At 40.7% G+C, this 19,299-nt stretch carries 24 protein-coding genes and 1 tRNA gene; 15 read left to right on the plus strand and 10 right to left on the minus strand.

All coding sequences use genetic code 11. The features are described from left to right. Positions 1-2 precede the first annotated feature (2 nt). Genes porA through ACMFNG_RS07515 form a run of 3 tightly spaced genes read right to left on the minus strand, consistent with a single transcriptional unit; the run spans position 3 to position 2,111 of the window. Positions 3-1,187: a 2-ketoisovalerate ferredoxin oxidoreductase subunit alpha gene (gene porA, locus ACMFNG_RS07505; protein WP_011012106.1), complete on the minus strand. Its 1,185-nt coding sequence runs from the start codon at positions 1,185-1,187 to the stop codon at positions 3-5. Positions 1,188-1,199: 12 nt separating this feature from the next. Then, entirely contained in the window at positions 1,200-1,517 is a 318-nt protein-coding gene (locus ACMFNG_RS07510; RefSeq protein WP_011012107.1) for a 3-methyl-2-oxobutanoate dehydrogenase subunit delta, read from the minus strand. A gap of 36 nt (positions 1,518-1,553) precedes the next feature. After that, positions 1,554-2,111, minus strand: a complete 558-nt coding sequence (locus tag ACMFNG_RS07515; protein ID WP_011012108.1) for a pyruvate/ketoisovalerate ferredoxin oxidoreductase subunit gamma — start codon at positions 2,109-2,111, stop codon at positions 1,554-1,556. 238 nt (positions 2,112-2,349) lie between these two features. Between ACMFNG_RS07515 and ACMFNG_RS07520 the strand changes: the two genes are divergently transcribed. The 9 genes from ACMFNG_RS07520 to ACMFNG_RS07560 are packed head-to-tail and all read left to right on the plus strand — an operon-like array spanning position 2,350 to position 8,480. After that, the gene (locus ACMFNG_RS07520; RefSeq protein WP_011012109.1) at positions 2,350-3,402 is read left to right on the plus strand and encodes a hydroxymethylglutaryl-CoA synthase; all 1,053 of its coding nucleotides are present in this window, start codon (positions 2,350-2,352) and stop codon (positions 3,400-3,402) included. A 13-nt stretch (positions 3,403-3,415) separates the two neighbouring features. Then, positions 3,416-4,582: a thiolase domain-containing protein gene (locus ACMFNG_RS07525; RefSeq protein ID WP_014835296.1), complete on the plus strand. Its 1,167-nt coding sequence runs from the start codon at positions 3,416-3,418 to the stop codon at positions 4,580-4,582. 1 nt (position 4,583) lies between these two features. Next, a complete protein-coding gene (locus ACMFNG_RS07530) occupies positions 4,584-4,994 on the plus strand; it encodes a Zn-ribbon domain-containing OB-fold protein (RefSeq protein ID WP_011012111.1) in 411 nt (136 codons plus the stop codon). 31 nt (positions 4,995-5,025) lie between these two features. Continuing rightward, positions 5,026-5,478 (plus strand): hydrogenase maturation protease, encoded by a 453-nt coding sequence (locus ACMFNG_RS07535; RefSeq protein ID WP_048059049.1) that lies wholly within the window; start codon positions 5,026-5,028, stop codon positions 5,476-5,478. Between the two features lies 1 nt (position 5,479). Then, the gene (locus tag ACMFNG_RS07540; protein WP_011012113.1) at positions 5,480-5,728 is read left to right on the plus strand and encodes a membrane protein; all 249 of its coding nucleotides are present in this window, start codon (positions 5,480-5,482) and stop codon (positions 5,726-5,728) included. Continuing rightward, entirely contained in the window at positions 5,725-6,318 is a 594-nt protein-coding gene (locus ACMFNG_RS07545; RefSeq protein ID WP_011012114.1) for a lysine exporter LysO family protein, read from the plus strand. Before ACMFNG_RS07540 ends, ACMFNG_RS07545 begins: the two co-directional genes overlap by 4 nt. A 1-nt stretch (position 6,319) precedes the next feature. Beyond that, positions 6,320-7,270: a transglutaminase-like domain-containing protein gene (locus ACMFNG_RS07550; RefSeq protein WP_014835298.1), complete on the plus strand. Its 951-nt coding sequence runs from the start codon at positions 6,320-6,322 to the stop codon at positions 7,268-7,270. Between the two features lie 8 nt (positions 7,271-7,278). After that, positions 7,279-7,797 carry a cob(I)yrinic acid a,c-diamide adenosyltransferase gene (locus ACMFNG_RS07555; RefSeq protein ID WP_014835299.1) on the plus strand — a complete coding sequence of 173 codons (519 nt, stop codon included), beginning with the start codon at positions 7,279-7,281 and terminating at the stop codon, positions 7,795-7,797. Then, entirely contained in the window at positions 7,794-8,480 is a 687-nt protein-coding gene (locus ACMFNG_RS07560) for an aspartate racemase (protein WP_011012117.1), read from the plus strand. Before ACMFNG_RS07555 ends, ACMFNG_RS07560 begins: the two co-directional genes overlap by 4 nt. Before the next feature lie 3 nt (positions 8,481-8,483). On the opposite strand, the gene ACMFNG_RS07565 is transcribed toward ACMFNG_RS07560, so the two are convergent. Continuing rightward, a tRNA-Trp gene (locus ACMFNG_RS07565) sits at positions 8,484-8,632 on the minus strand. 95 nt (positions 8,633-8,727) lie between these two features. Here ACMFNG_RS07565 and ACMFNG_RS07570 point away from each other — a divergent pair. Then, positions 8,728-9,981, plus strand: coding sequence for an MFS transporter (locus ACMFNG_RS07570; protein WP_011012118.1), 1,254 nt, complete (start codon positions 8,728-8,730; stop codon positions 9,979-9,981). On the opposite strand, the gene ACMFNG_RS07575 is transcribed toward ACMFNG_RS07570, so the two are convergent. Genes ACMFNG_RS07575 through ACMFNG_RS07590 form a run of 4 tightly spaced genes read right to left on the minus strand, consistent with a single transcriptional unit; the run spans position 9,938 to position 11,767 of the window. Then, complete coding sequence (locus tag ACMFNG_RS07575; protein ID WP_014835300.1) at positions 9,938-10,498, minus strand: hypothetical protein; 561 nt, start codon at positions 10,496-10,498, stop codon at positions 9,938-9,940. The genes ACMFNG_RS07570 and ACMFNG_RS07575 overlap by 44 nt on opposite strands. A 36-nt stretch (positions 10,499-10,534) precedes the next feature. Beyond that, positions 10,535-11,284 (minus strand): DNA polymerase sliding clamp, encoded by a 750-nt coding sequence (locus ACMFNG_RS07580; RefSeq protein WP_011012120.1) that lies wholly within the window; start codon positions 11,282-11,284, stop codon positions 10,535-10,537. Continuing rightward, positions 11,274-11,453 carry a hypothetical protein gene (locus ACMFNG_RS07585; RefSeq protein ID WP_011012121.1) on the minus strand — a complete coding sequence of 60 codons (180 nt, stop codon included), beginning with the start codon at positions 11,451-11,453 and terminating at the stop codon, positions 11,274-11,276. Before ACMFNG_RS07585 ends, ACMFNG_RS07580 begins: the two co-directional genes overlap by 11 nt. Beyond that, a complete protein-coding gene (locus ACMFNG_RS07590) occupies positions 11,435-11,767 on the minus strand; it encodes a transcription factor S (protein WP_011012123.1) in 333 nt (110 codons plus the stop codon). Before ACMFNG_RS07590 ends, ACMFNG_RS07585 begins: the two co-directional genes overlap by 19 nt. An 87-nt stretch (positions 11,768-11,854) precedes the next feature. Between ACMFNG_RS07590 and ACMFNG_RS07595 the strand changes: the two genes are divergently transcribed. The 5 genes from ACMFNG_RS07595 to pheT all read left to right on the plus strand — a co-directional run bounded on the left by ACMFNG_RS07595 (position 11,855) and on the right by pheT (position 17,064). Further along, positions 11,855-12,478 carry a haloacid dehalogenase gene (locus ACMFNG_RS07595; protein ID WP_014835302.1) on the plus strand — a complete coding sequence of 208 codons (624 nt, stop codon included), beginning with the start codon at positions 11,855-11,857 and terminating at the stop codon, positions 12,476-12,478. Then, the gene (locus tag ACMFNG_RS07600) at positions 12,465-13,040 is read left to right on the plus strand and encodes an endonuclease V (RefSeq protein ID WP_011012124.1); all 576 of its coding nucleotides are present in this window, start codon (positions 12,465-12,467) and stop codon (positions 13,038-13,040) included. The genes ACMFNG_RS07595 and ACMFNG_RS07600 overlap by 14 nt, the downstream gene beginning before the upstream one ends. Next, on the plus strand, positions 13,027-13,665 hold the full coding sequence (locus ACMFNG_RS07605) for a DUF120 domain-containing protein (protein ID WP_011012125.1): 639 nt from the start codon (positions 13,027-13,029) through the stop codon (positions 13,663-13,665). Before ACMFNG_RS07600 ends, ACMFNG_RS07605 begins: the two co-directional genes overlap by 14 nt. Before the next feature lie 218 nt (positions 13,666-13,883). Continuing rightward, on the plus strand, positions 13,884-15,383 hold the full coding sequence (locus ACMFNG_RS07610; protein WP_011012126.1) for a phenylalanine--tRNA ligase subunit alpha: 1,500 nt from the start codon (positions 13,884-13,886) through the stop codon (positions 15,381-15,383). A gap of 10 nt (positions 15,384-15,393) precedes the next feature. Then, positions 15,394-17,064, plus strand: a complete 1,671-nt coding sequence (gene pheT, locus ACMFNG_RS07615; RefSeq protein WP_011012127.1) for a phenylalanine--tRNA ligase subunit beta — start codon at positions 15,394-15,396, stop codon at positions 17,062-17,064. Between the two features lie 169 nt (positions 17,065-17,233). On the opposite strand, the gene tdh is transcribed toward pheT, so the two are convergent. Then, positions 17,234-18,280 carry an L-threonine 3-dehydrogenase gene (tdh, locus tag ACMFNG_RS07620; RefSeq protein WP_011012128.1) on the minus strand — a complete coding sequence of 349 codons (1,047 nt, stop codon included), beginning with the start codon at positions 18,278-18,280 and terminating at the stop codon, positions 17,234-17,236. Between the two features lie 79 nt (positions 18,281-18,359). Then, the gene (locus tag ACMFNG_RS07625; RefSeq protein ID WP_011012129.1) at positions 18,360-19,289 is read right to left on the minus strand and encodes a type II secretion system F family protein; all 930 of its coding nucleotides are present in this window, start codon (positions 19,287-19,289) and stop codon (positions 18,360-18,362) included. Positions 19,290-19,299 lie beyond the last annotated feature (10 nt).

Below are 19,299 nucleotides of genomic sequence, written 5' to 3' on the forward strand. Positions count from 1 at the left end.
TCTCACCTCTTAAGATGGTACCAAACAACTTCTTTATCCACTTTTCCACTCTCAATGACTTTCTTCATATCATCTGCTATTGCCTTAATGTCTTTTACAGTAACATCCCTTCCTCCAAGGCCAACTATATAGTTCTTCATCAATGGGTGAGCTGAAGAGTTATAGAGCGCGCCCTTGCTCTCCGTGAAGAGAATTCCCTCTTGTCCAAAGGAGAAGTTTCTATCAAGAACGGCTATTCCCTTAACGCTCTCCGCAATTTCTACTAGCTCTTCCTTCGGGAATGGTCTAAACCATCTAACTTTTGCGTATCCTACTTTATAACCTTCTTTTCTTAAGAGGTCGACTGCTTCCTTTACGGTACCCATTAGGGAACCCATACCCATAAATACGAAGTCTGCATCATCGATGTAGCCTGTCTCAATCATTTGACTATAGTCTCTACCAAAGCGCTCTCCAAATTCTTTTCCGACTTCCTTAATGACTTTTTTGGCCTCTTCATGAGCCTTAGCTAACTTATATCTAAACTCATAGTAATCGTTTGGTGTTGCAAGGGCTCCTACCGCTATGGGCTCATCGAAGTTTGCTAAGCTATACAAGGGCTTCCTTGGTGGTAAAAACTCGTCAACAAGTTCCTGTGGAATCATTTCAACGACGTCATATGTGTGGCTGAGAATAAATGCGCTCTCAACTACCATTGCGGGAACGTTGACTGTCTCTGCAACTTTGTATGCCATTAGGACACCGTCGTAAACTTCTTGGTTGTTTTCAGCGTAGAACTGCATCCACCCAGTGTCTCTTTGTGAGAGAGAATCAGTTTGATCATCCCACACACTCCAAGGTGGAGCCATTGCTCTGTTTACATCAACCATAACAATTGGAAGCCTTGCTCCAGCAGCCCAATGAAGCATTTCATGCATTAGAGCTAATCCCTGAGCAGAAGTTGCAGTAAATGTTCTAGCTCCAGTAGCCGATGCGCCTATACAAGCTGCCATAGCAGAGTGCTCGCTTTCGACGGGTATATATTGAATGTCAGCCTCACCATTGGCTATAAACTCTGCAATTTTTTCAATGATGCTGGTTTGAGGGGTAATAGGATAAGCGGCAACAACTTGAACTCTCGCATGAAGGGCTGCATAAGCTGCAGCATAGTTGCCACTCACAACTTTTCTAATTGGTTTATATTCCATTTTCCCACCTCACTACTTTTCTTCCTTAATCATTGTAATTGCTTTAGTTGGGCACTCATTAGCACAGATTCCACAACCCTTACAATAGTCGTAGTCAATTGCAACGTATCCGTCGGGTTTTATGTAAATTGCAGGCTCTGGACAGTATTTCCAACAAATATAACATTTTACACATTTCTCTTCATTAACAACAGGCTTAAATGTTCTCCAATCTCCGGTGGGGTTAACCAAAGTAGTTCCGAGGCTTATAGGAGCTTCAGGGTACTCGTCAACAGATTTTAGAACTATAGGTTTTGCTTCTTCTTTGGTTTTTCCAAATAGAGTGTTCACAACTTCTCACCTCATCAAATATTGGAAAGAAAGAGGTTAAAGCTCAAATACTTCTGTTTTTTCGTAAGCTTCTCTTGCAGCCCTTGCGTTCTTTTCACCAAGCTCCCCAGAGAATGTGTCTTTGATGGCTTCCTCTATGCTCTCAATCTTGACTAGCCCTGTGGCCTTTGCAACAGCTCCCAATATGGCAGTATTCGTAATGGGCAATCCAAGAATTTCAAGAGCTATCGTAGTTGCATCAACTATAGCGAGCTTCTTTGGCTTTTTCTTTAACTTTTCGAGAACTTCTTCTTTGCTCTTTTCTGTATTCACTATGACAATTCCCTCATCTTTAAGACCAGCAGTTACGTCTACAGCATCTAAGAGAGAGGGATCTAGCACAACAACAACGTCGGGTTCATAAATTTGAGTCTTTATCCTAATTGGTTTGTTGTCTATCCTTGTGAAAGCTGTTACTGGAGCTCCTCTTCTTTCAACTCCAAAGAATGGGAAAGCCTGCACGTATTTACCTTCTAGAAACGCTGCTTCAGCAAGAATGTTTGCAGCGGTAACTGCACCTTGACCTCCTCTACCGTGAAAGCGAACTTCTATCATCTTCAAACCTCCTTAAAATTTTTGAATTTAATTACGGGCATTTTTGGTTAAAGAAAATTAGTTTATTTAATTTTCGGTGTGTCCCGAAAACTTTCACGTCAATTGCAAAACCCTTGGTTTACAATATTAATATTGTTTTATCGACGATGAACGAAATAAAGTTAAGCTTTTACCGAAAGTCTTTTATAACTCCTCCTTTTTCTAGTAGGTGACACAGTAATTCCCAGGGGGAGGTTAAATGAGAAAGGTAATGAAGCCAATGAAAGACGTTGGTATTGTTGGGTATGGAGCATACGTGCCAATGTATAGGATAAGGAATGAAGAAATAGGAAGAGTATGGGGGGTCTCAAGCTTTCCGATAGAAGAAAAGGCTGTACCTGGGCTTGATGAAGACGCTATAACGATAGGAATAGAAGCTGCTAGAAACGCCTTAAAGAGAGCTAAGATAGATCCTCAAAAAATAAGGGCCATTTGGTTTGGTACTGAAAGTAAGCCCTATGCAGTAAAGCCTTCAGCTACAATAATAGCTGAAGCTATTGGTGCAACTCCAGATCTTGAAGCTGCTGATTTTGAATTCGCTTGTAAGGCTGGCACTGAGGCTCTGCAAGCTGCCATAGGTTTTGTAGGTTCGGGCATGGCTGAGTATGCAATGGCCATAGGTGCTGACACTGCCCAGGGAAGGCCCGGAGATCACTTAGAGTTCACAGCTGGGGCAGGAGGAGCAGCTTTCATTGTGGGAGAAAAGAGCAATGAGAGTGTAGCATATTTTGAGGGGAGCTACTCTTACGTTACAGACACTCCCGATTTCTGGAGAAGGCAACATGAACACTACCCCAGGCATGGAAACAGGTTTACTGGGGAGCCAGCATACTTCCACCATATAATTAATGCAGCCAAGACCCTTATGGAAGAGTTAGGCCTTAAGCCAAGTGACTTTGATTATGCAGTATTTCACCAACCAAATGTAAAGTTCCCATTGACAGTTGCTAAGATTCTTGGGATTCCTAAAGAGAAAGTTCTACCGGGATTGCTAACAGGGAGAATAGGAAATACATACAGCGGTGCAACAATGGTTGGAGTTTCTGCTGTTTTGGACATAGCAAAGCCCGGGGATAGAATTCTCTGGGTCTCGTTTGGTTCTGGAGCAGGAAGCAATGCATTTAGTATAGTTGTTCAGGATGCCATAGAGGAGAAGAGAGATTTAGCGCCAAAAGTTGAGGATTATGTGAAGAGGAGAAAAGTCATTGATTACGCTCTCTATGCAAAGGCTAGAAGAAAGTACATCTTGTAGAGGGGTGGGAGATATGAGAAAAGCAATAATAGTTGGAGTTGGAATGACTCCTGTTGGAGAACATTGGAGGTCTTCTCTTAGGGATTTAGCCGTCGAAGCAATTTTAAACGCGATGGATGATGCGGGAATTGACAAAGTTGATTCTCTATATGTTGGTAACATGGCATCTGGTTCATTCGTAGAGCAAGAAAACCTGGGAGCATTAATAGCTGATTGGGCTGGATTGGGGAATATTCCTGCCGTTAAAATTGAAGCTGCTTGTGCTTCTGGTGGAGCTGCAGTTCAAGAAGGTGCTAAAGCTGTGCTTAGTGGTCTTGAAGATGTAGTTTTAGTCGTTGGAGTAGAGAAGATGACAGATGCTTGGCCTAGTGATGCTACGAGATACTTGGGATATGCCGCTGATGCTGAGTGGGAGCTCTTCCATGGTGCCAGCTTTGTAGCTTTGAATGCTCTTATAATGAGACTTTACATGAACACTTACGGGTATAAGGAGGAGGATTTGGCACTATTTGCAGTTAATGCTCACGCAAATGGTGCAAAGAATCCCTATGCAATGTTTAAGAAGCCAATAACAGTTGAAACAGTTATGAAGAGTCCCTACATTGCTGATCCACTTAAGCTCTTCGATGCATCTCCAGTTTGTGACGGTGCTGCAGCAGTTATAATTACCACACCAGAGAAGGCTAAAGAGCTTGGTATTCCAAAGGACAAATGGATTGAGATTGCAGGAATGGGAAGGGCTATTGACACAATAAATCTGGCCAATAGAGAAGATTTCCTAACTTTAAAAGCAGCTACAATTGCAGCAGAAAGAGCTTATAAGATGGCCGGAGTTAAGCCTGAGGATGTTGACTTCTTTGAGGTCCACGATGCATTTACAGTTATGGCAGCATTAAGTCTAGAGGCGCTGGGAGTTGCAAAGAAGGGCGAAGGAGCTAAACTCGCAATTGAGGGTCAAATAGCAATTGACGGGGATTATCCAATCCAAACAATGGGTGGATTGAAAGCAAGAGGTCACCCAGTAGGAGCTACTGGGGTTTATCAGGTTGTAGAGGCTGTTCTCCAGCTAAGAGGAGAGGCTCCTGATGGGATTCAAGTTCCCGATGCTGAAGTGGGATTAACTCAGAATATTGGAGGTACTGGATCAAATATCACCGTTACTGTTTTGAGGAGGGTCTGAAATGGGGAAGCCGATGCAGGTTTCCAGGTATTGGAGACACTTTAGGGAGAAATACAGACTTATAGGTGGAAAGTGTGAAAATGGCCACCTTCTATTCCCCAAGAGACCAATCTGCCCAATTTGTGGAAGTAGAAACATTGAAGAATTTCAGTTTAGTGGAAAGGGGAAAGTTATAACATGGACTATAGTCAGAAACCCTCCAAGTGGCTTTGAGTACTACAAACCCTACCCATTGGCTTTAGTTCAGCTTGAGGAAGGGCCCGTTGTATTGGCTCAACTTACAGACGTAGAGCCTGAAGAAATCAAAGAAGGAATGGAAGTGGAGATGGTAACAAGAAAGATCAGAGAATTTGACGAAGATGGGCTAATTCTCTATGGATATAAGTTTAGACCCATCATAAAGAGTGAGTAACTTTTTAAACTTTCACTTTATTCCTTTTTTGATGTCTTCAGTTCTTATTGTTGCATTGGGAAATGAAGTCATGGGAGACGATGGAGTAGGGATTAAAATCGGGAGAGAATTGAAAAGGCAAGGGTACAAAGTAGAAGAACTTGGAACTGATATTTTCTCTCTCATGAGGGTTTATAACGGGGAGAATAAAGTAATTATAGTAGATGCTGTTCTTGGAGAGATCCCAGGTAAGGTCGTCTACTTTAAAGGAGAGGATATTTTCAAGAAGTTAAGGGCAGAAATTAGAAGTGCTCACTTTATGGGGGCAGTTGAGGGGTTAAAATTACTGTTAGAGGTTGACGAAAGACTTAAGAACGCTGAACTTCATTTTGTTGGGGTTACGATAAAGGAACCAAAATTGGGCCTAGAGTTAAGTGAAGAAGTTAAGCGAGCAATTCCAAGAGCTATGGAACTAATATTGTCAATAATTAGGGAAGGTGAGTAAGGTGAATATTTTAATCCCGCTCCTCCTGGGAATTATTATTGGGTACATTCTTAGAGAAAGGAGGAAGAAAATTGATACGGAACTTCTTATGAGTGTATCTGTTCTTGTTTTAATCTTCCTAATGGGAGTGAGAACTGGGAATGTTAAAATAGATGCGACTAAAGTCTTGCTTTACTCTATAGCAATTATGATATCAACTATAGCAGGTAGCTTAATCTTTGCAAAGATATTTTGGAGGGAGAAATCATGAAATTCATGATTCTATCCCTGATAAGCTTCACTATGGGGTGGATTGGAGGAAAAGTTGGAATTAAAGCCGGGAACTTATACGAGTGGGCCTTGTATGTTTTGATTTTTGTAATTGGCCTAGAAATTGGATTAAACGGTAGAATTAGCGAACTTAGGGACAAATTTAATGCAAAAATACTGCTAATGCCCTTACTCACATTAATGGGCTCCATGGTGGGAGGAGTTCTAATTGGAATAATCCTCACGATACCCATAAGATGGAGTGTCGCCATAGCATCTGGAGTGGGATGGTACTCCCTTACAGGCCCAGTTTTGGCTAAATATTCAGAATTTTATGGAGTAGTTGGTTTTCTTGCAAACTTTTTGAGGGAAATTTTTACTGTGCTGTTTTACCCCACCATTGCCAGAATAGTTGGAAAAGAAGTAGCCATAAGTATTGGGGGAGCAACAACAATGGACTCTACGCTGCCGGTTATAGTGAAGTTCGGAGGAAGAGACGTCATGATAATTGCCTTTGTTCATGGTTTTATCTTAAGTTTAATAGTTCCAATTCTTACTCCAACCCTAGCATCTCTAGCTGCGAGGGGATAATATGAGGGTCCCACTTCTCATTCTCCTATTTCTTGTACTTACTTCTGGTTGCATAGCCCCCTCAACTCCTTCTTTCACCCAAACACCTACTTGTTTAGAGCAAGAAAAGGATCTCAACAAAGCAATTAAATGCTACTTAGAGGATCCAAGAGAAATTAAAGCCCTAACAAATTTATCCAAATCTCTTAAAGGTCCCAATGAAGAGTGGACAATATGGAATATCTTAAAGTGGGAAGAAGAAAACCTCAAATATGATGACAACAAACCAACAAACTACATTCTTAGGCCAAGCGAATTCTTAGTAAAAAGAAAAGGGGTTTGCACAGATTACACCGTTCTTACCCTTGGGCTTCTCTTAACTTTAAATTACTCCCAAGTTGGCTTTATGATAGTGCACTATGCTGAAAGTACAACTCTCCATTCTACTGCAATTGCTAATGTTTCAGGAACTCTATTTGTTTTAGATCAGAAGCTTCCACCTTTAGATTTAGGAAGTTATATTGTAGAGAGTGGAAAAGCCGGAAAACTCATAACACAGGGAGAGCTTTATTATGTGAGTAAATCTAACGGAAGTATTATCATTGAAGGACCAACAATTCTAGGAGCTAATGATTTCATTAGGCAGGACTATAAAATTGATGAGCAAGAACTAAAAAGCATTGAAATTGCTCTAAAAACTATGATAGCGCAGAGAAGCAAGTTATCTCAAGTTTATGAACTTAAATATTCACTTCCCAGGGGGTTTAAGGAGCGGAGAGCCTGGATACTTAAAATTCCCAGGTTTAGAGTTATCTATAATCCTATTTTTAAGGAGCAATATTTGGAGACAATTATCTACCATATCTTAGAAGACGAAGAAATTAAAGAGCACATTAAAACTGCAAGAGGGTTTTACTTGGAAGTTACAATGGAACAAGAAGACTTAATAATCAAATTCTACTTAGCAAAATAGGGATATCTATGAGGGTCACAACAAAGATTGGGGATAAGGGAACTACTAGGCTTTATACAGGAGATGAAGTATGGAAGGATTCTCCCATTATTGAAGCAAATGGGACACTAGATGAACTAACAAGCTTCCTTGGAGAGGCCAGGCACTACGTGGATAAAGAGTTCCAACAAATTATAGACAAGATCCAAGAAGATTTGTACAAGATAATGGGAGAGATTGGGAGCAAGGGAAAGATTCAGGGAATTTCTAAGGAAGATGTAGAGTGGATCGAATCTTTAATAAAAACTTACGTGGAAAAAATAGAAATAAGAAGCTTTGTTCTCCCAGGAAGCACGCTTTCAAGTGCAAAACTCGATATATGCAGAACAATAGCAAGAAGAGCTGAGAGAAGATTGGCCACAGTTTTAAGGGAGTACGGACTAGGAAAGCTATCTCTCATTTATGTAAATAGACTAAGTGACCTCCTATATTTAATGGCTAGGTATATCGAAATTAAAGAAGGAAAGCTGAGGGAGGTAAAGAGATGAAGGTCATAGGAATATTAGGAGGGATGGGCCCTTTAGCTACGGTGGAGCTTTTTAAGAGGATTGTGGAAAAAACACCCGCTAAGAGGGATCAGGATCATCCCAAAATAATCATTTACAATAATCCCCAAATTCCAGATAGAACAGCCTACATTTTAGGAAGGGGAGAAGATCCAAGACCACAACTCATATGGACGGCTAAAAAATTGGAAAAATGTGGAGCAGATTTCATAGTAATGCCTTGCAATACTGCCCATGCCTTTATTGATGACATTAGGAGGGAAGTTGGCATTCCAGTGATAAGTATGATTGAAGAGACTGCAAAGAGAATAGCCTCCCTGGGAATAAAGAAGGCAGGTTTACTAGCCACCACAGGGACTATAGTAAGTGGTGTGTACCACAAAGAGCTCGAGAAGTATGGACTTGAAATTCTAACTCCCACTGAAGAAGAACAAGAGTTAGTCATGAAGGGGATTTACGAAGGCGTAAAAGCTGGTAATTTAGATCTTGGAAGAAACCTTCTTCTTCAAATTGCGAGGATTTTAGAAGAGAGAGGGGCAGAGGCAATAATTGCGGGATGTACAGAAGTTAGTGTAGTTATAAAAGAAAGCGACCTTAGAGTTATGCTGATAGATCCTATGAATGTTATAGCAGAAGTTGCAGTAAAGATGGCATTAGAAGAATGAGGATGGTGGGGGCGCGGGGATTTGAACCCCGGTCCGCGGGTTTCTCCGGCCCTCGGGGCTCCAAAGGTTCATCACGCCCCGAGGTCAGCAAACCCGCCTATCCTCATGGCCTCTGGAGCCCGCGATGATGGACCAGGCTACACCACGCCCCCACTCGATTAACTTTTAGTTTTCGATGAACTTATAAGCTTTACTCCTTCTACATCTCACAGCTTAACGATGAGAAGAAAATCTAAAGGTGGTGAAAGTGAACAGAGAAAAGGCAATAGTGATTCAAGGATTGCGAGGGAGAGTGGGAAAAGTTAAGAGGAGGTCAACGGCGAGAAGAAACATGATATTTCTTGCTATAGCAATGTTCTTTGCTAATATATCTTGGGGAATAGCTTTTCCGTACCTAGGTGTTTATATGAGGATTATTGGAGGGAGCGTATTCCTTGTTGGACTTTTGAGCGTGATATTTAACATTACCTCCACAGTGTTTCAATATCCTTTTGGATATCTTTCAGATAGAACTGGAAAAAGAAAACCCTTCATAGCCCTGGGAATTTTATCCTCTGGAGGAACTTATGCATTAATAGCATTCATATCTAGTCCAATCCTCTTACTAGGATTAAGAGGACTTCAAGGGGCTTTAAGTGCTTCCCTTTCTCCAGCTCATTCTGCTCTAATTTCTGAACTTGCTACAAGGGTAGGCTCGGCTTTTGGGTTTTTTAACTTTGTTGAAAACCTTGGATATATGGTAGGGAACTTTCTTGGAGGCTTTATTGTCCAATATCTTGACATTAAAAGTGCATTCTTCATAGCTTCAGCTTTTTCTCTACTTTCCATATTATTCCTCCTTCCAATTAGGGAAAGGGTAAGCAATAGAAAAAGCGTTCAGGGTTTGATAATAGTGCAAGAAGGAAGAGAGTCAGAAAAAGTTGAGATGAAAAGAATGGCCTTCAAAAGATTAATGAGGGGAAAACTAGGGCTGTTTTATATTTCGGTATTCTTGGCTATGATAGCATCAGGGGAAGTTTACTCTACAATCTCCGTATATTTTGAAGAGAAATTTGGGGAAAATTTCGTTGGCATATTTTTTGGTATTGATTCTCTTGCTGCAGCTTTAAGCTCCTTGGTAATTGGTAGGCTTATTGATAGATGGGGAGCTGAGGTTTTCTATAAGTTGTCTCTAATTGGGTATACTTTTACCTTTCTAGGCTACGCTTTTGTCAATGATCCGATAACAATGGGAATAGTTTCAGTCTTTTCAGGAATAAAATGGGCCATGTTCATAAGCTCAGTTTCCACATATGTTGCTAAAAAAGTTCCTTCAAGTGAAAGAGGACAAGGGATGGGGCTGCTAAACACTATGATGAGCTTAGGATGGGTTTTGGGCCCTCTCATTGGAGGATATCTTGCTGATATAAGTTTTAGAATAATGCTGTATTCAACGGTAGTTCCATTGTTGTTAGCCTTTACAATTGTATCAATACCTTATCCGCGGCATCCCTCTGAATGAGTACCCTGCCAATAGACTTCGGCAATACAACAAGATCGCCAGCCTTGAAGGGCCCATATTCTCTCAAATTTTCATCCAATATTTTGGGAATATCAACTCTAAGAAGATATGCCTCTATTATCCCAGGAGATGTTTCTTTTTCCTCTTCAATAACTTCAATACTCTCTTCTCCTGCCGTTTCAATTTCAAGAGGTTCTCCATTTATGAAAGCTGTTATTATCTTGTATATTTTCTTTTCATCTCCAACTAAATTTCTGGGAACTCCCTCAAATGCCATATCAACAATCTTATGCAACCTAATCCTTAATATTTCTCTAACAAGATTCCTAACCAAAGATAGTTGAGCTAAATACAGCTTTTTGTGAATGTCCTCTCCTCTTTCTTCATGTCTCTCGGCATTGATTTCCAAGGCTTTTCTAAAGCTTTCTAAATCGTCATAAAATTCTTCCTCTATTTTAGTCAGTTCTTCGCTTGAAAGTTCTCTCTCCAATAATCTTCTGAGAACCTCAATATCCATTGTTATCCCCAAATTAAATTATAAGGAAAAGAAAAGTCACTCTTCAACTCTTGGAGCCAGTAGGAATGTAAGTCTTCCTTCATCTCTAATGTAATACTCCATTTGCATGGGCATTTCATTTCCAAACTTTATTGTAACTTCATCGGCCTTTCCAAGTCCTTTAACCATGTCGGAGAGATAGCTGACTCCATATGCGCTCTTTGTCTCCTCTTGAACCTCGATGTCCAATAATCCCTCATCTTCAAGAGTTAGCTTTATCTCAACTTCCTGGGTTTCTCCCTCTGCCTTCATTATAAATTCATTTTCCCTGGCAATAAATTTTATGCTGTCACTCACTAGAGAGGCATCTTTAACAGCATCTTTTAGGACTTCTCCAAGAACTACAACCTTTGCAGTGAATGGAAGTTCTGGGAGGTCAACTTCCATCTCTTCTACATCTATTAGGGGAACTCTAAATGTTCTTGTTGCAGTTCCTTGAATTGTTATCTCTAAGAAGTTTTCCTCTCCTTTCTTGAGTATTAAGGTGTCCTTTGCTTTACCTCTCTTTAGGATCTTCTTTAGGTGGTCCATGTTAACTCCAATTGTTTCTGGTTCAACAACTTCATATTTGCTAAATATGCTTGACGGGAGATTTAGGTCAATCAGGACAACTCTACTTGGATCCATGGCCCTCATGCTTATCCCATCTTCTGTAACTTTAAACGCGGCCTCATCTATTAACTTACTTGCGGTGTCTATAAGTTGGGCAAACTCTTTTGCACCTTCAAATACGATTTCAAATGGCATCTCTTTCCACCTCCTTAAGAATGTTTAGCATAAGCCTAACTCTTTCTTTACCCCTCAATAAATAAGTTTTTCCATTGTCTGTATCGGGTATTCTTTTATAAGCTTCCTCTAGCTCCTTCAAAGCTTTCTCTGCTAATCTTGTCAAAACCTTTATTCGTAACTCCTCCATACGTATCCACACTTCTTACACTTATAGAATATTGTACTTGGCTCATCTCCTGCCCTAGTTTGAAGTTCCCACCACCATGCTTCATTATGCCCACATTTTGGGCAGGTTACTTTTGCTGTTGGAAGAGTCGAAACTTCTTGTTCAATTACAACTACTCCTTCATCAGGCCTATGCTTGACTTCTTCTGTTCTTCTATATGCTTTGGTGTCCTCAGGATTTATAGGTTCCTCATAACCACATTTTCTACAGACAAAGACTCCTCTCCTCCTGTCGGGTATCATAATACTCCCACATTTGGGGCAGAATTTCACCATTTATCTCACCCCCATACTAGCCAAGGGCAAAGTTTAATCGTTCAAAATAAAAAGTTTACCTTACACCATTCTTTGGAGGGAAGGTGTATGAAGATTAGTAAGATAATAGAGCAAATAAAATCTGAGCTCGATAAAAAAGATAAGCTAAGAGAAGAGGCATTAGAAATTACTAGGGACATAATAAGACTAAGTGGTGATGCTATAAAGGCAATGCATAGGGGAGAATTAGAATTAGCTCACGAAAGACTTGAAAAAGCTAGGGGGCTCGTAAAAGAATTAAAAGAAAAGTTGAGAGAGCATCCAGATCTTTACTATACAGGATACGTCCAGAATGCGAACCAAGAATTCGTTGAAGCTGTTCTAATGTACCACTATCTCACAGATAGGGAATTTCCAAGCCACGTCGACCTGGGAGTTCCTTCCCAGGATTACATTTTGGGAGTTGGGGACTTCATAGGAGAGTTAAGACGATATTTCTTGATAAATCTAATGAAAGGAAATCTTGACGAAGCAGAGAGCACTTACAGATTTATGGAAGAAGTCTATGAAGAACTAATGACACTCGAATATCCAAAAGGTCTAGTTAATATAAGGCAAAAGCAAGATCAGGCGAGGTACACCTTGGAAAGAACTCTTGAAGATCTAACAAGAGCAAAAGTTAACAGAAGGGTTGAAGAAAAACTGGAGGCTTTTTTGAATGATAGATCTTAGAAAACTGACGGAAGTGCAGCGAAGGCTTAGTAGGAAAATAGTGGAAAAACCAATAGATATAGCGAAAGTGAAGAGAGTTGGAGCCGTGGACGTCTCTTATAAGAATAACTTTGCTAAAGCTGCATTTGTTTGCGTAGAATTTCCTTCTGGTGAGATAATAAAAACAAAAACAATAGTAACAACCGTTGAGTTTCCCTATATCCCCACGTTTTTCTTTTTAAGGGAGACAAAACCAATATTGTTGGCTGTTAAAGACGAGAACTTTGACGTTCTGTTAGTTGAAGGGCATGGAAAAGCTCATCCCAGGAGATATGGACTAGCATCTCACATAGGAGTAATTCTTTCAAAGCCAACAATAGGAGTTGCCAAAAGGTTATTGAGAGGCGTGTCAAAAGATACCTACGTAAAGGTGGGAAAAGCTTTTGTTAGTGTAGGCAACCTAATAACTCTCAATGATGCTGTCAGAATTGTAGAAAAATTGCTAGATGAAAACGGTTATCCAAAGCCCTTAAATATAGCCGACAAACTCTCCAAAAGAGGTGAGTCTCGTGAAAAAGAGTAACCTTGATTTGTTAATCCTCCTTGCAAAGGCAGGGGGGATAGAGAAAGAGATTCTAACGACTTCTAGAGAACTTAGTAAAATGTTAAACGTTTCTCCTCAAACGATAGTTAGATGGTTAGAAGATCTCGAAAAAGATGGGCTAATAAAGAAAAGTGAATCAAGGAAAGGAACTTTAGTTACAATCACCGAAGAAGGAGTTAAGTTTTTGGAAAAACTACACGAGGAATTATCAGATGCTCTTTACAGAGGAATTATAATTGGAGAAGTTGTTTCTGGAATCGGAGAGGGTGCTTACTATGTTAGACAATATGCCCCCTTAATACGAGAGTACCTGGGATTTGACCCATACCCTGGAACATTAAACGTCAGAGTAATATTCCCAAAGACCATATTCGATGCACTTTGCAATGTTAGGCCTATTATAATTCCGGGATTTACAAAAGAAGGGAGAACCTTTGGAGACGTGAGGGCATATAGAGTTAAAATCGATAATATCGAAGGTGCAATAGTGATCCCCTCAAGAACAATTCATCCTCCAAAAATCGCTGAAATAATAGCTCCCGTGAATTTAAGAAAAACCCTCAACTTAAAGGATGGTGATAGAATTAGAATCAAAACCCTTTGAGGGCCCGGCTTATCCGCCCGCCTTCATCGTCTGCCCTTCTCGGCTCCCTCAGGCGGCCCCGGAGGCCGGGCCCTGTCCGCCCGGAGACGTCACCTCGTTCATCGCGCGCCATTGCCGGCACGCTCCCTCGGTCGGGCCGCCCGGGCGGCAGGTCGGACATGTGAATATACCAAAAAGAATTTTTAAATGTATGCCGCTCACAAAATGGAGGTGTGGAAATGTTAGGATACAATGAGAAGCTTGTTCTACTTAAGCTCAACGAAGTAAAAAAAGCAAGAATAGAGGAACTTGTAAAGCTCACAGGACTTGAGCAAGTTGCGATAATGAGAGCCCTTTTAACCCTTGAAAAAGAGGGTTTAGCCAAGATTTCGGAAAGAAAAGAGAGAATAATACGATTAACAGATCTAGGCAGAAAATACATTCAGATGGGATTACCTGAAATAAGAGCTTTAAACGTTTTAAAAAGCAAGAAAAAGGTAAAACTAGATGAATTAAGAGGAGTGCTGACGGAAGATGAGCTAAAGCCAATAGTTGGTATTCTAAGAAAGGAAGGATGGGTAAAGGTAGAGAAAACTCCAGAAGGTTTGGTGTTAGAAATAACAGAAAGAGGAGAAAATCCAGAAGAGAGACCAATAGATAAGGCTCTAAAAATATTATCAGAAAAAGAATATGCCACTTCTGAAGAAATATCAAAAATAGTTCCCATAAATGAACTCAAGAGAAGAAAAGTTGCCCAGGAGGAGGAAGTAGTTGAGAGGATTGCGGAGATTACTGAAAAGGGAGTTGAACTAGTGAAAAAAGGAATAGAGTTAAAGAGAGAGGTCACTAGTTTAACTCCAGAACTTATAGCAAGTGGAAAATGGAGAGAAGTAGAGTTCAAACCTTTCAACATTAAGGCCCCTGTAAAGAAGATATACCCGGGCAAGAAGCAACCATATAGAGTATTCTTAGACAAGATAAGGAGAAAATTAATCGAGATGGGATTCATTGAAATAACCGTGGATAGCTTAATTGAAACCCAGTTCTGGAACTTTGATGCTCTATTCCAGCCTCAAAACCACCCTGCCAGAGAATGGACAGACACCTACCAGCTGAAATATCCAGAAAAAGGCTATTTACCTAATAGAGAATTAGTGGAAAGAGTAAAGGAGGCCCATGAACGTGGATTGGCTGGCTCAAGAGGGTGGGGTTACGTATGGAGCCCCGAAAGAGCAATGTTTCTAATGCCCAGGGCCCATGCCACGGCCTTAAGTGCTAGACAGCTCGCGAAAGGAATAGAAATTCCTGGGAAGTATTTCACAATACAGAGAGTATTTAGGCCTGATGTCCTAGATAGAACACATTTGATAGAATTCAACCAAATTGATGGGTTTGTGGCAGCTGAGGACTTAACCTTTAGGCATCTACTGGGCATACTAAAGAAGTTTGCAATTGAGATTGCAGGAGCAAAAAAGGTAAAGTTCTTCCCAGATTATTATCCGTTTACAGAACCTAGTGTTCAGCTAAGTGCATATCACCCTGAATTAGGATGGGTCGAGTTTGGAGGTGCAGGAGTTTTTAGGGAGGAGATGACTAAAGCTCTAGGAATAGATGTCCCAGTTATAGCATGGGGAATTGGAATAGATAGGCTTGCAATGTTCAGGCTTGGAATAGATGATATTAGATATCTCTTCAGCTACGATCTGAAGTGGCTTAGGGAAGCTAAGCTCATTTGGTAGGTGATGAGAAATGCCAAAGTTTGACGTTGCAAAATCAGACTTGGAAAGATTAGTTGGAAGAGAGTTTTCAGTTGAAGAGTGGGAAGACCTTGTTCTTTATGCTAAGTGCGAGCTCGATGACGTTTGGGAAGAAGATGGAAAAATATATTTCAAGTTGGACTCAAAAGACACTAATAGGCCAGATCTTTGGAGCGCTGAGGGCGTTGCTCGACAAATAAGATGGGCTCTTGGATTAGCCAAGGGATTGCCAAAATATGAAGTCGAGGAAAGTGATGTTGTTGTTTATGTTGATAAAAAGCTCAGAAACATAAGGCCCTACGGTGTTTACGCCGTAGTAGAAGGATTAAAGCTAGATGAAGAAGCCTTGAGTCAGTTAATTCAGCTCCAAGAAAAAGTTGCCCTAACCTATGGAAGGAGGAGAAGAGAAGTCGCAATAGGGATATTTGATTTTGACAAAGTAAAGCCCCCAATATATTACAGAGCTGCAGAAAAGACAGAAAAATTTGTCCCCCTTGGATATAGTGAGGAAATGACGTTAGAAGAAATCCTTGAAAAGCACGAGAAAGGAAGGGAGTATGGCCACTTAATAAGAGACAAGCCTTACTACCCACTTCTTGTTGATTCAGAAGGTAACGTCCTTTCAATGCCTCCAATAATAAACTCCGAGCTAACGGGGAGAGTGACCACAGAGACCAAGAATGTGTTCGTGGACGTCACGGGATGGGATCTGAGAAAAGTCATGTTAGCCCTGAATGTAATAGTCACGGCGCTCGCCGAAAGAGGAGGGAAAATCAAAAGGGTTAAAGTGATTTACCCTGACTTCGAGATCACGACTCCTGACTTGACTCCTAAAGAATTTGAAGTTAGTTTTGAGTACATAAGAAAGCTTTCTGGGTTAGAGTTAAGCAATGAAGAAATCAAGGAACTTTTAGAAAGAATGATGTATGAAGTTGAAATTCTCAGTGAAAACAAGGCAAAAGTAAAGTATCCAGCCTTCAGAGATGACATAATGCACACTAGAGATGTACTTGAGGATGTGTTAATTGCTTACGGGTACAATAATATAGACCCAGAAGAGCCAAAGTTAGCTGTCCAAGGGAGAGGTGATCCATTTAAGGACTTTGAGGATGCAATTAGGGATTTAATGGTGGGATTTGGTCTCCAGGAAGTCATGACTTTTAACTTAACAAGCAAAGAAGTCCAGTTTGACAAGATGAACATTCCAGAGGAGGAAATTGTTGAAATAGCAAATCCAATTAGTAGCAGATGGAGCGCATTAAGAAAATGGTTACTTCCAAGTTTGATGGAATTCCTTAGCAACAACACTCATGAAGAATATCCACAAAGGATATTCGAGGTTGGTTTAGCAACTTTGATAGACGAGAGCAGAGAAACTAAGACTGTTAGTGAACCTAAGCTTGCAGTAGCTCTAGCCGGAAGTGGATACACCTTCACCAACGCAAAGGAAATACTTGACTCCTTAATGAGACACCTAGGAATTGAATATGATATAGAAGAGACAGTGCATGGAAGCTTTATCCCAGGGAGAGTTGGAAAGATACTTGTGGATGGAAAGGAAATCGGAATCATAGGAGAGATTCATCCACAAGTTCTAGAAAATTGGAATATCCAAGTTCCAGTTGTTGCTTTTGAGATATTTTTGAAGCCTCTCTATCGCTGACTCTTCCTATATATTTTTTTGCACAGTTTAGCATTATTTCGAAATTTTCAAGGTTTACAGCAGTCTCTATTTCCATTCTCTCACCAAGATGTTGCATACAATAATGTAATATAAACATTTGGCAAAATATTTTGAAAAATAGACAAAAAATATTACAAATGTAAAGTATTCATTTAAGCATGAAAACAACTTTGCCAGTTTTGCCAGCCCTCATTAGCTCAAAGGCTTCTTCATACTTGTCAAATCCCTTGTACTTGTGAGTTATTATTGGGTCTATATTTAATTTTCCACTTTGGAGCAGTCTAGAGACTGTATACCAAGTTTCCCAAAGGTGTCTCCCAGTGATTCCGTAAACTGTCAATGCCTTGAATATTATAAGGTTGTTAAAGTCTATGCTCACTTTTCCTGGGAATAGTCCGAGAAGAGAAACCCTTCCAGCTGGAGTTACTGCCTGGAGTCCTTGCTCAAGAGCCTTTGGAGCACCGCTGAACTCCAAGAACACATCAACTCCGTTTCCGTCGGTTATGTCCATTACCTCCTTTACAACATCTTCTTCAAATGGATTTATTACGTAGTCTGCACCCACCTTCTTTGCCAAGTTTCTTCTAAATTCACTTGGCTCAGAAACTATCACAGGATAGGCTCCGGATGCCTTTGCCACTGCTATTCCAAGAAGTCCCAGGGGACCTGCTCCAGTAATGAGAACGCTCTTTCCGGCAATTGGGCCAGCAAGTACTGTATCCACAGCATTTCCCAATGGCTCTTGTAGAGTAGCATATTCGGGAGGTATGTTCTTTGGATTCTTCCAGACGTTTTGTGCTGGAACTACTGCATATTCGGCAAAAACACCGTCAGTATCTACTCCAAATATCTTTGTGTTTTGACATACGTGATATTGCCCTCTTTTACATGCGTAACACTTTCCACAGACTATGTGAGTCTCAACAGAAACGTAATCACCAACTTCAATTCCCTCTACACCTGGACCAACTTCCACAACCTCTCCTGCAACCTCATGCCCCATTATCTGAGGTGGCCTAATTCTTGTCTGAGCCCATTCATTCCATTCATAAATGTGCAGGTCAGTTCCACATATGCTTGTTGCAAGAATTTTTATTAGGACTTCCCCTGGCCCAGGTTTTGGTACATCTACTTCAACTAACTCTGCACCGTACTCTGGTTTTGTCTTCATGATAGCAACCATCTTCTCGGACATGGAAATCCACCCCTTTTATTCGTCACTATATCTAATGCAATGAGAATTTAAACGGTTTATGGAGATAAAATAATAGAAACTACAACCCTCCAATGTTGACCTTCGTTCCTCCCCAGAAAACTGCCCCCGCCATAATTGCTAGCAGAACTCCATAGCGAATTCCAGCTGAGAACTTCCCCTCCCTTATAATTCCAATCCCAATTCCACTAATGAATCCTTGGACTATTGAAAACAGCCAAAGTACAAGGGTTAGTTCAGATACTGGAATAGAAAGGCCCATTCCACTTCCAATCATGCCTCTTGCGATGTTCGAAACTACAGCTACTATAAAAGGACCAACAAATCCACTTGAAACAAGGAAGAACATCATCTGCATTCCAGTAGATGCCTTCCTTTCTTTCTGGATTCTTATTATTTCTCTTACGTCATTTGCCACTGCCACAAGCACATCGGCCATGGGAGCTCCTCTTTCTAAGGCCTCAATAATTATCATGGTTGATCTGTATATGACTGGAGATCTCTTGTTCCTTAGGGCAAAGGCTCTTAATGCTTCAACAGTAGGCCTTCCTCTCTTGATCTCTGAAACAGTTCTTCTAAACTCTAAGGTCAAGGCCCCAAATTTCGCTGAGGCTAATTCTTCTAAGGCCTCTGAGAATGACACACCGGCTCTTAGAGATCCAGCTAAATAAAAGAATGCATCTGGAAGAGCTTTTTCCATGTCTTCAATCCTTCTTGTGATTCTAATGTAGGGGTAGAAGTACCCAAATCCTCCAAAACCAGCCAAAATTCCCACTAGTAATCCAGGAATGGAAGAGGAGAAGATGTAGATCACTATTCCCAGGATTATCCCGATAAAGAGTGATATAACAAGATATTCAGAGGCTCTAAAGTCTATGCCTGCGGAATATAAAAAGAGATCATAGCGCTTGAGGAATTTACTGGGCAAAATTTTCTCCAGGGCATCAGTAAATGCAGTGGTTGATCTACCAGCTCTTCTCTCTTCAGCCACGTTACTCACC

The organism is Pyrococcus woesei (assembly GCF_050496105.1).
GTDB classification, from domain to species: domain Archaea; phylum Methanobacteriota_B; class Thermococci; order Thermococcales; family Thermococcaceae; genus Pyrococcus; species Pyrococcus furiosus.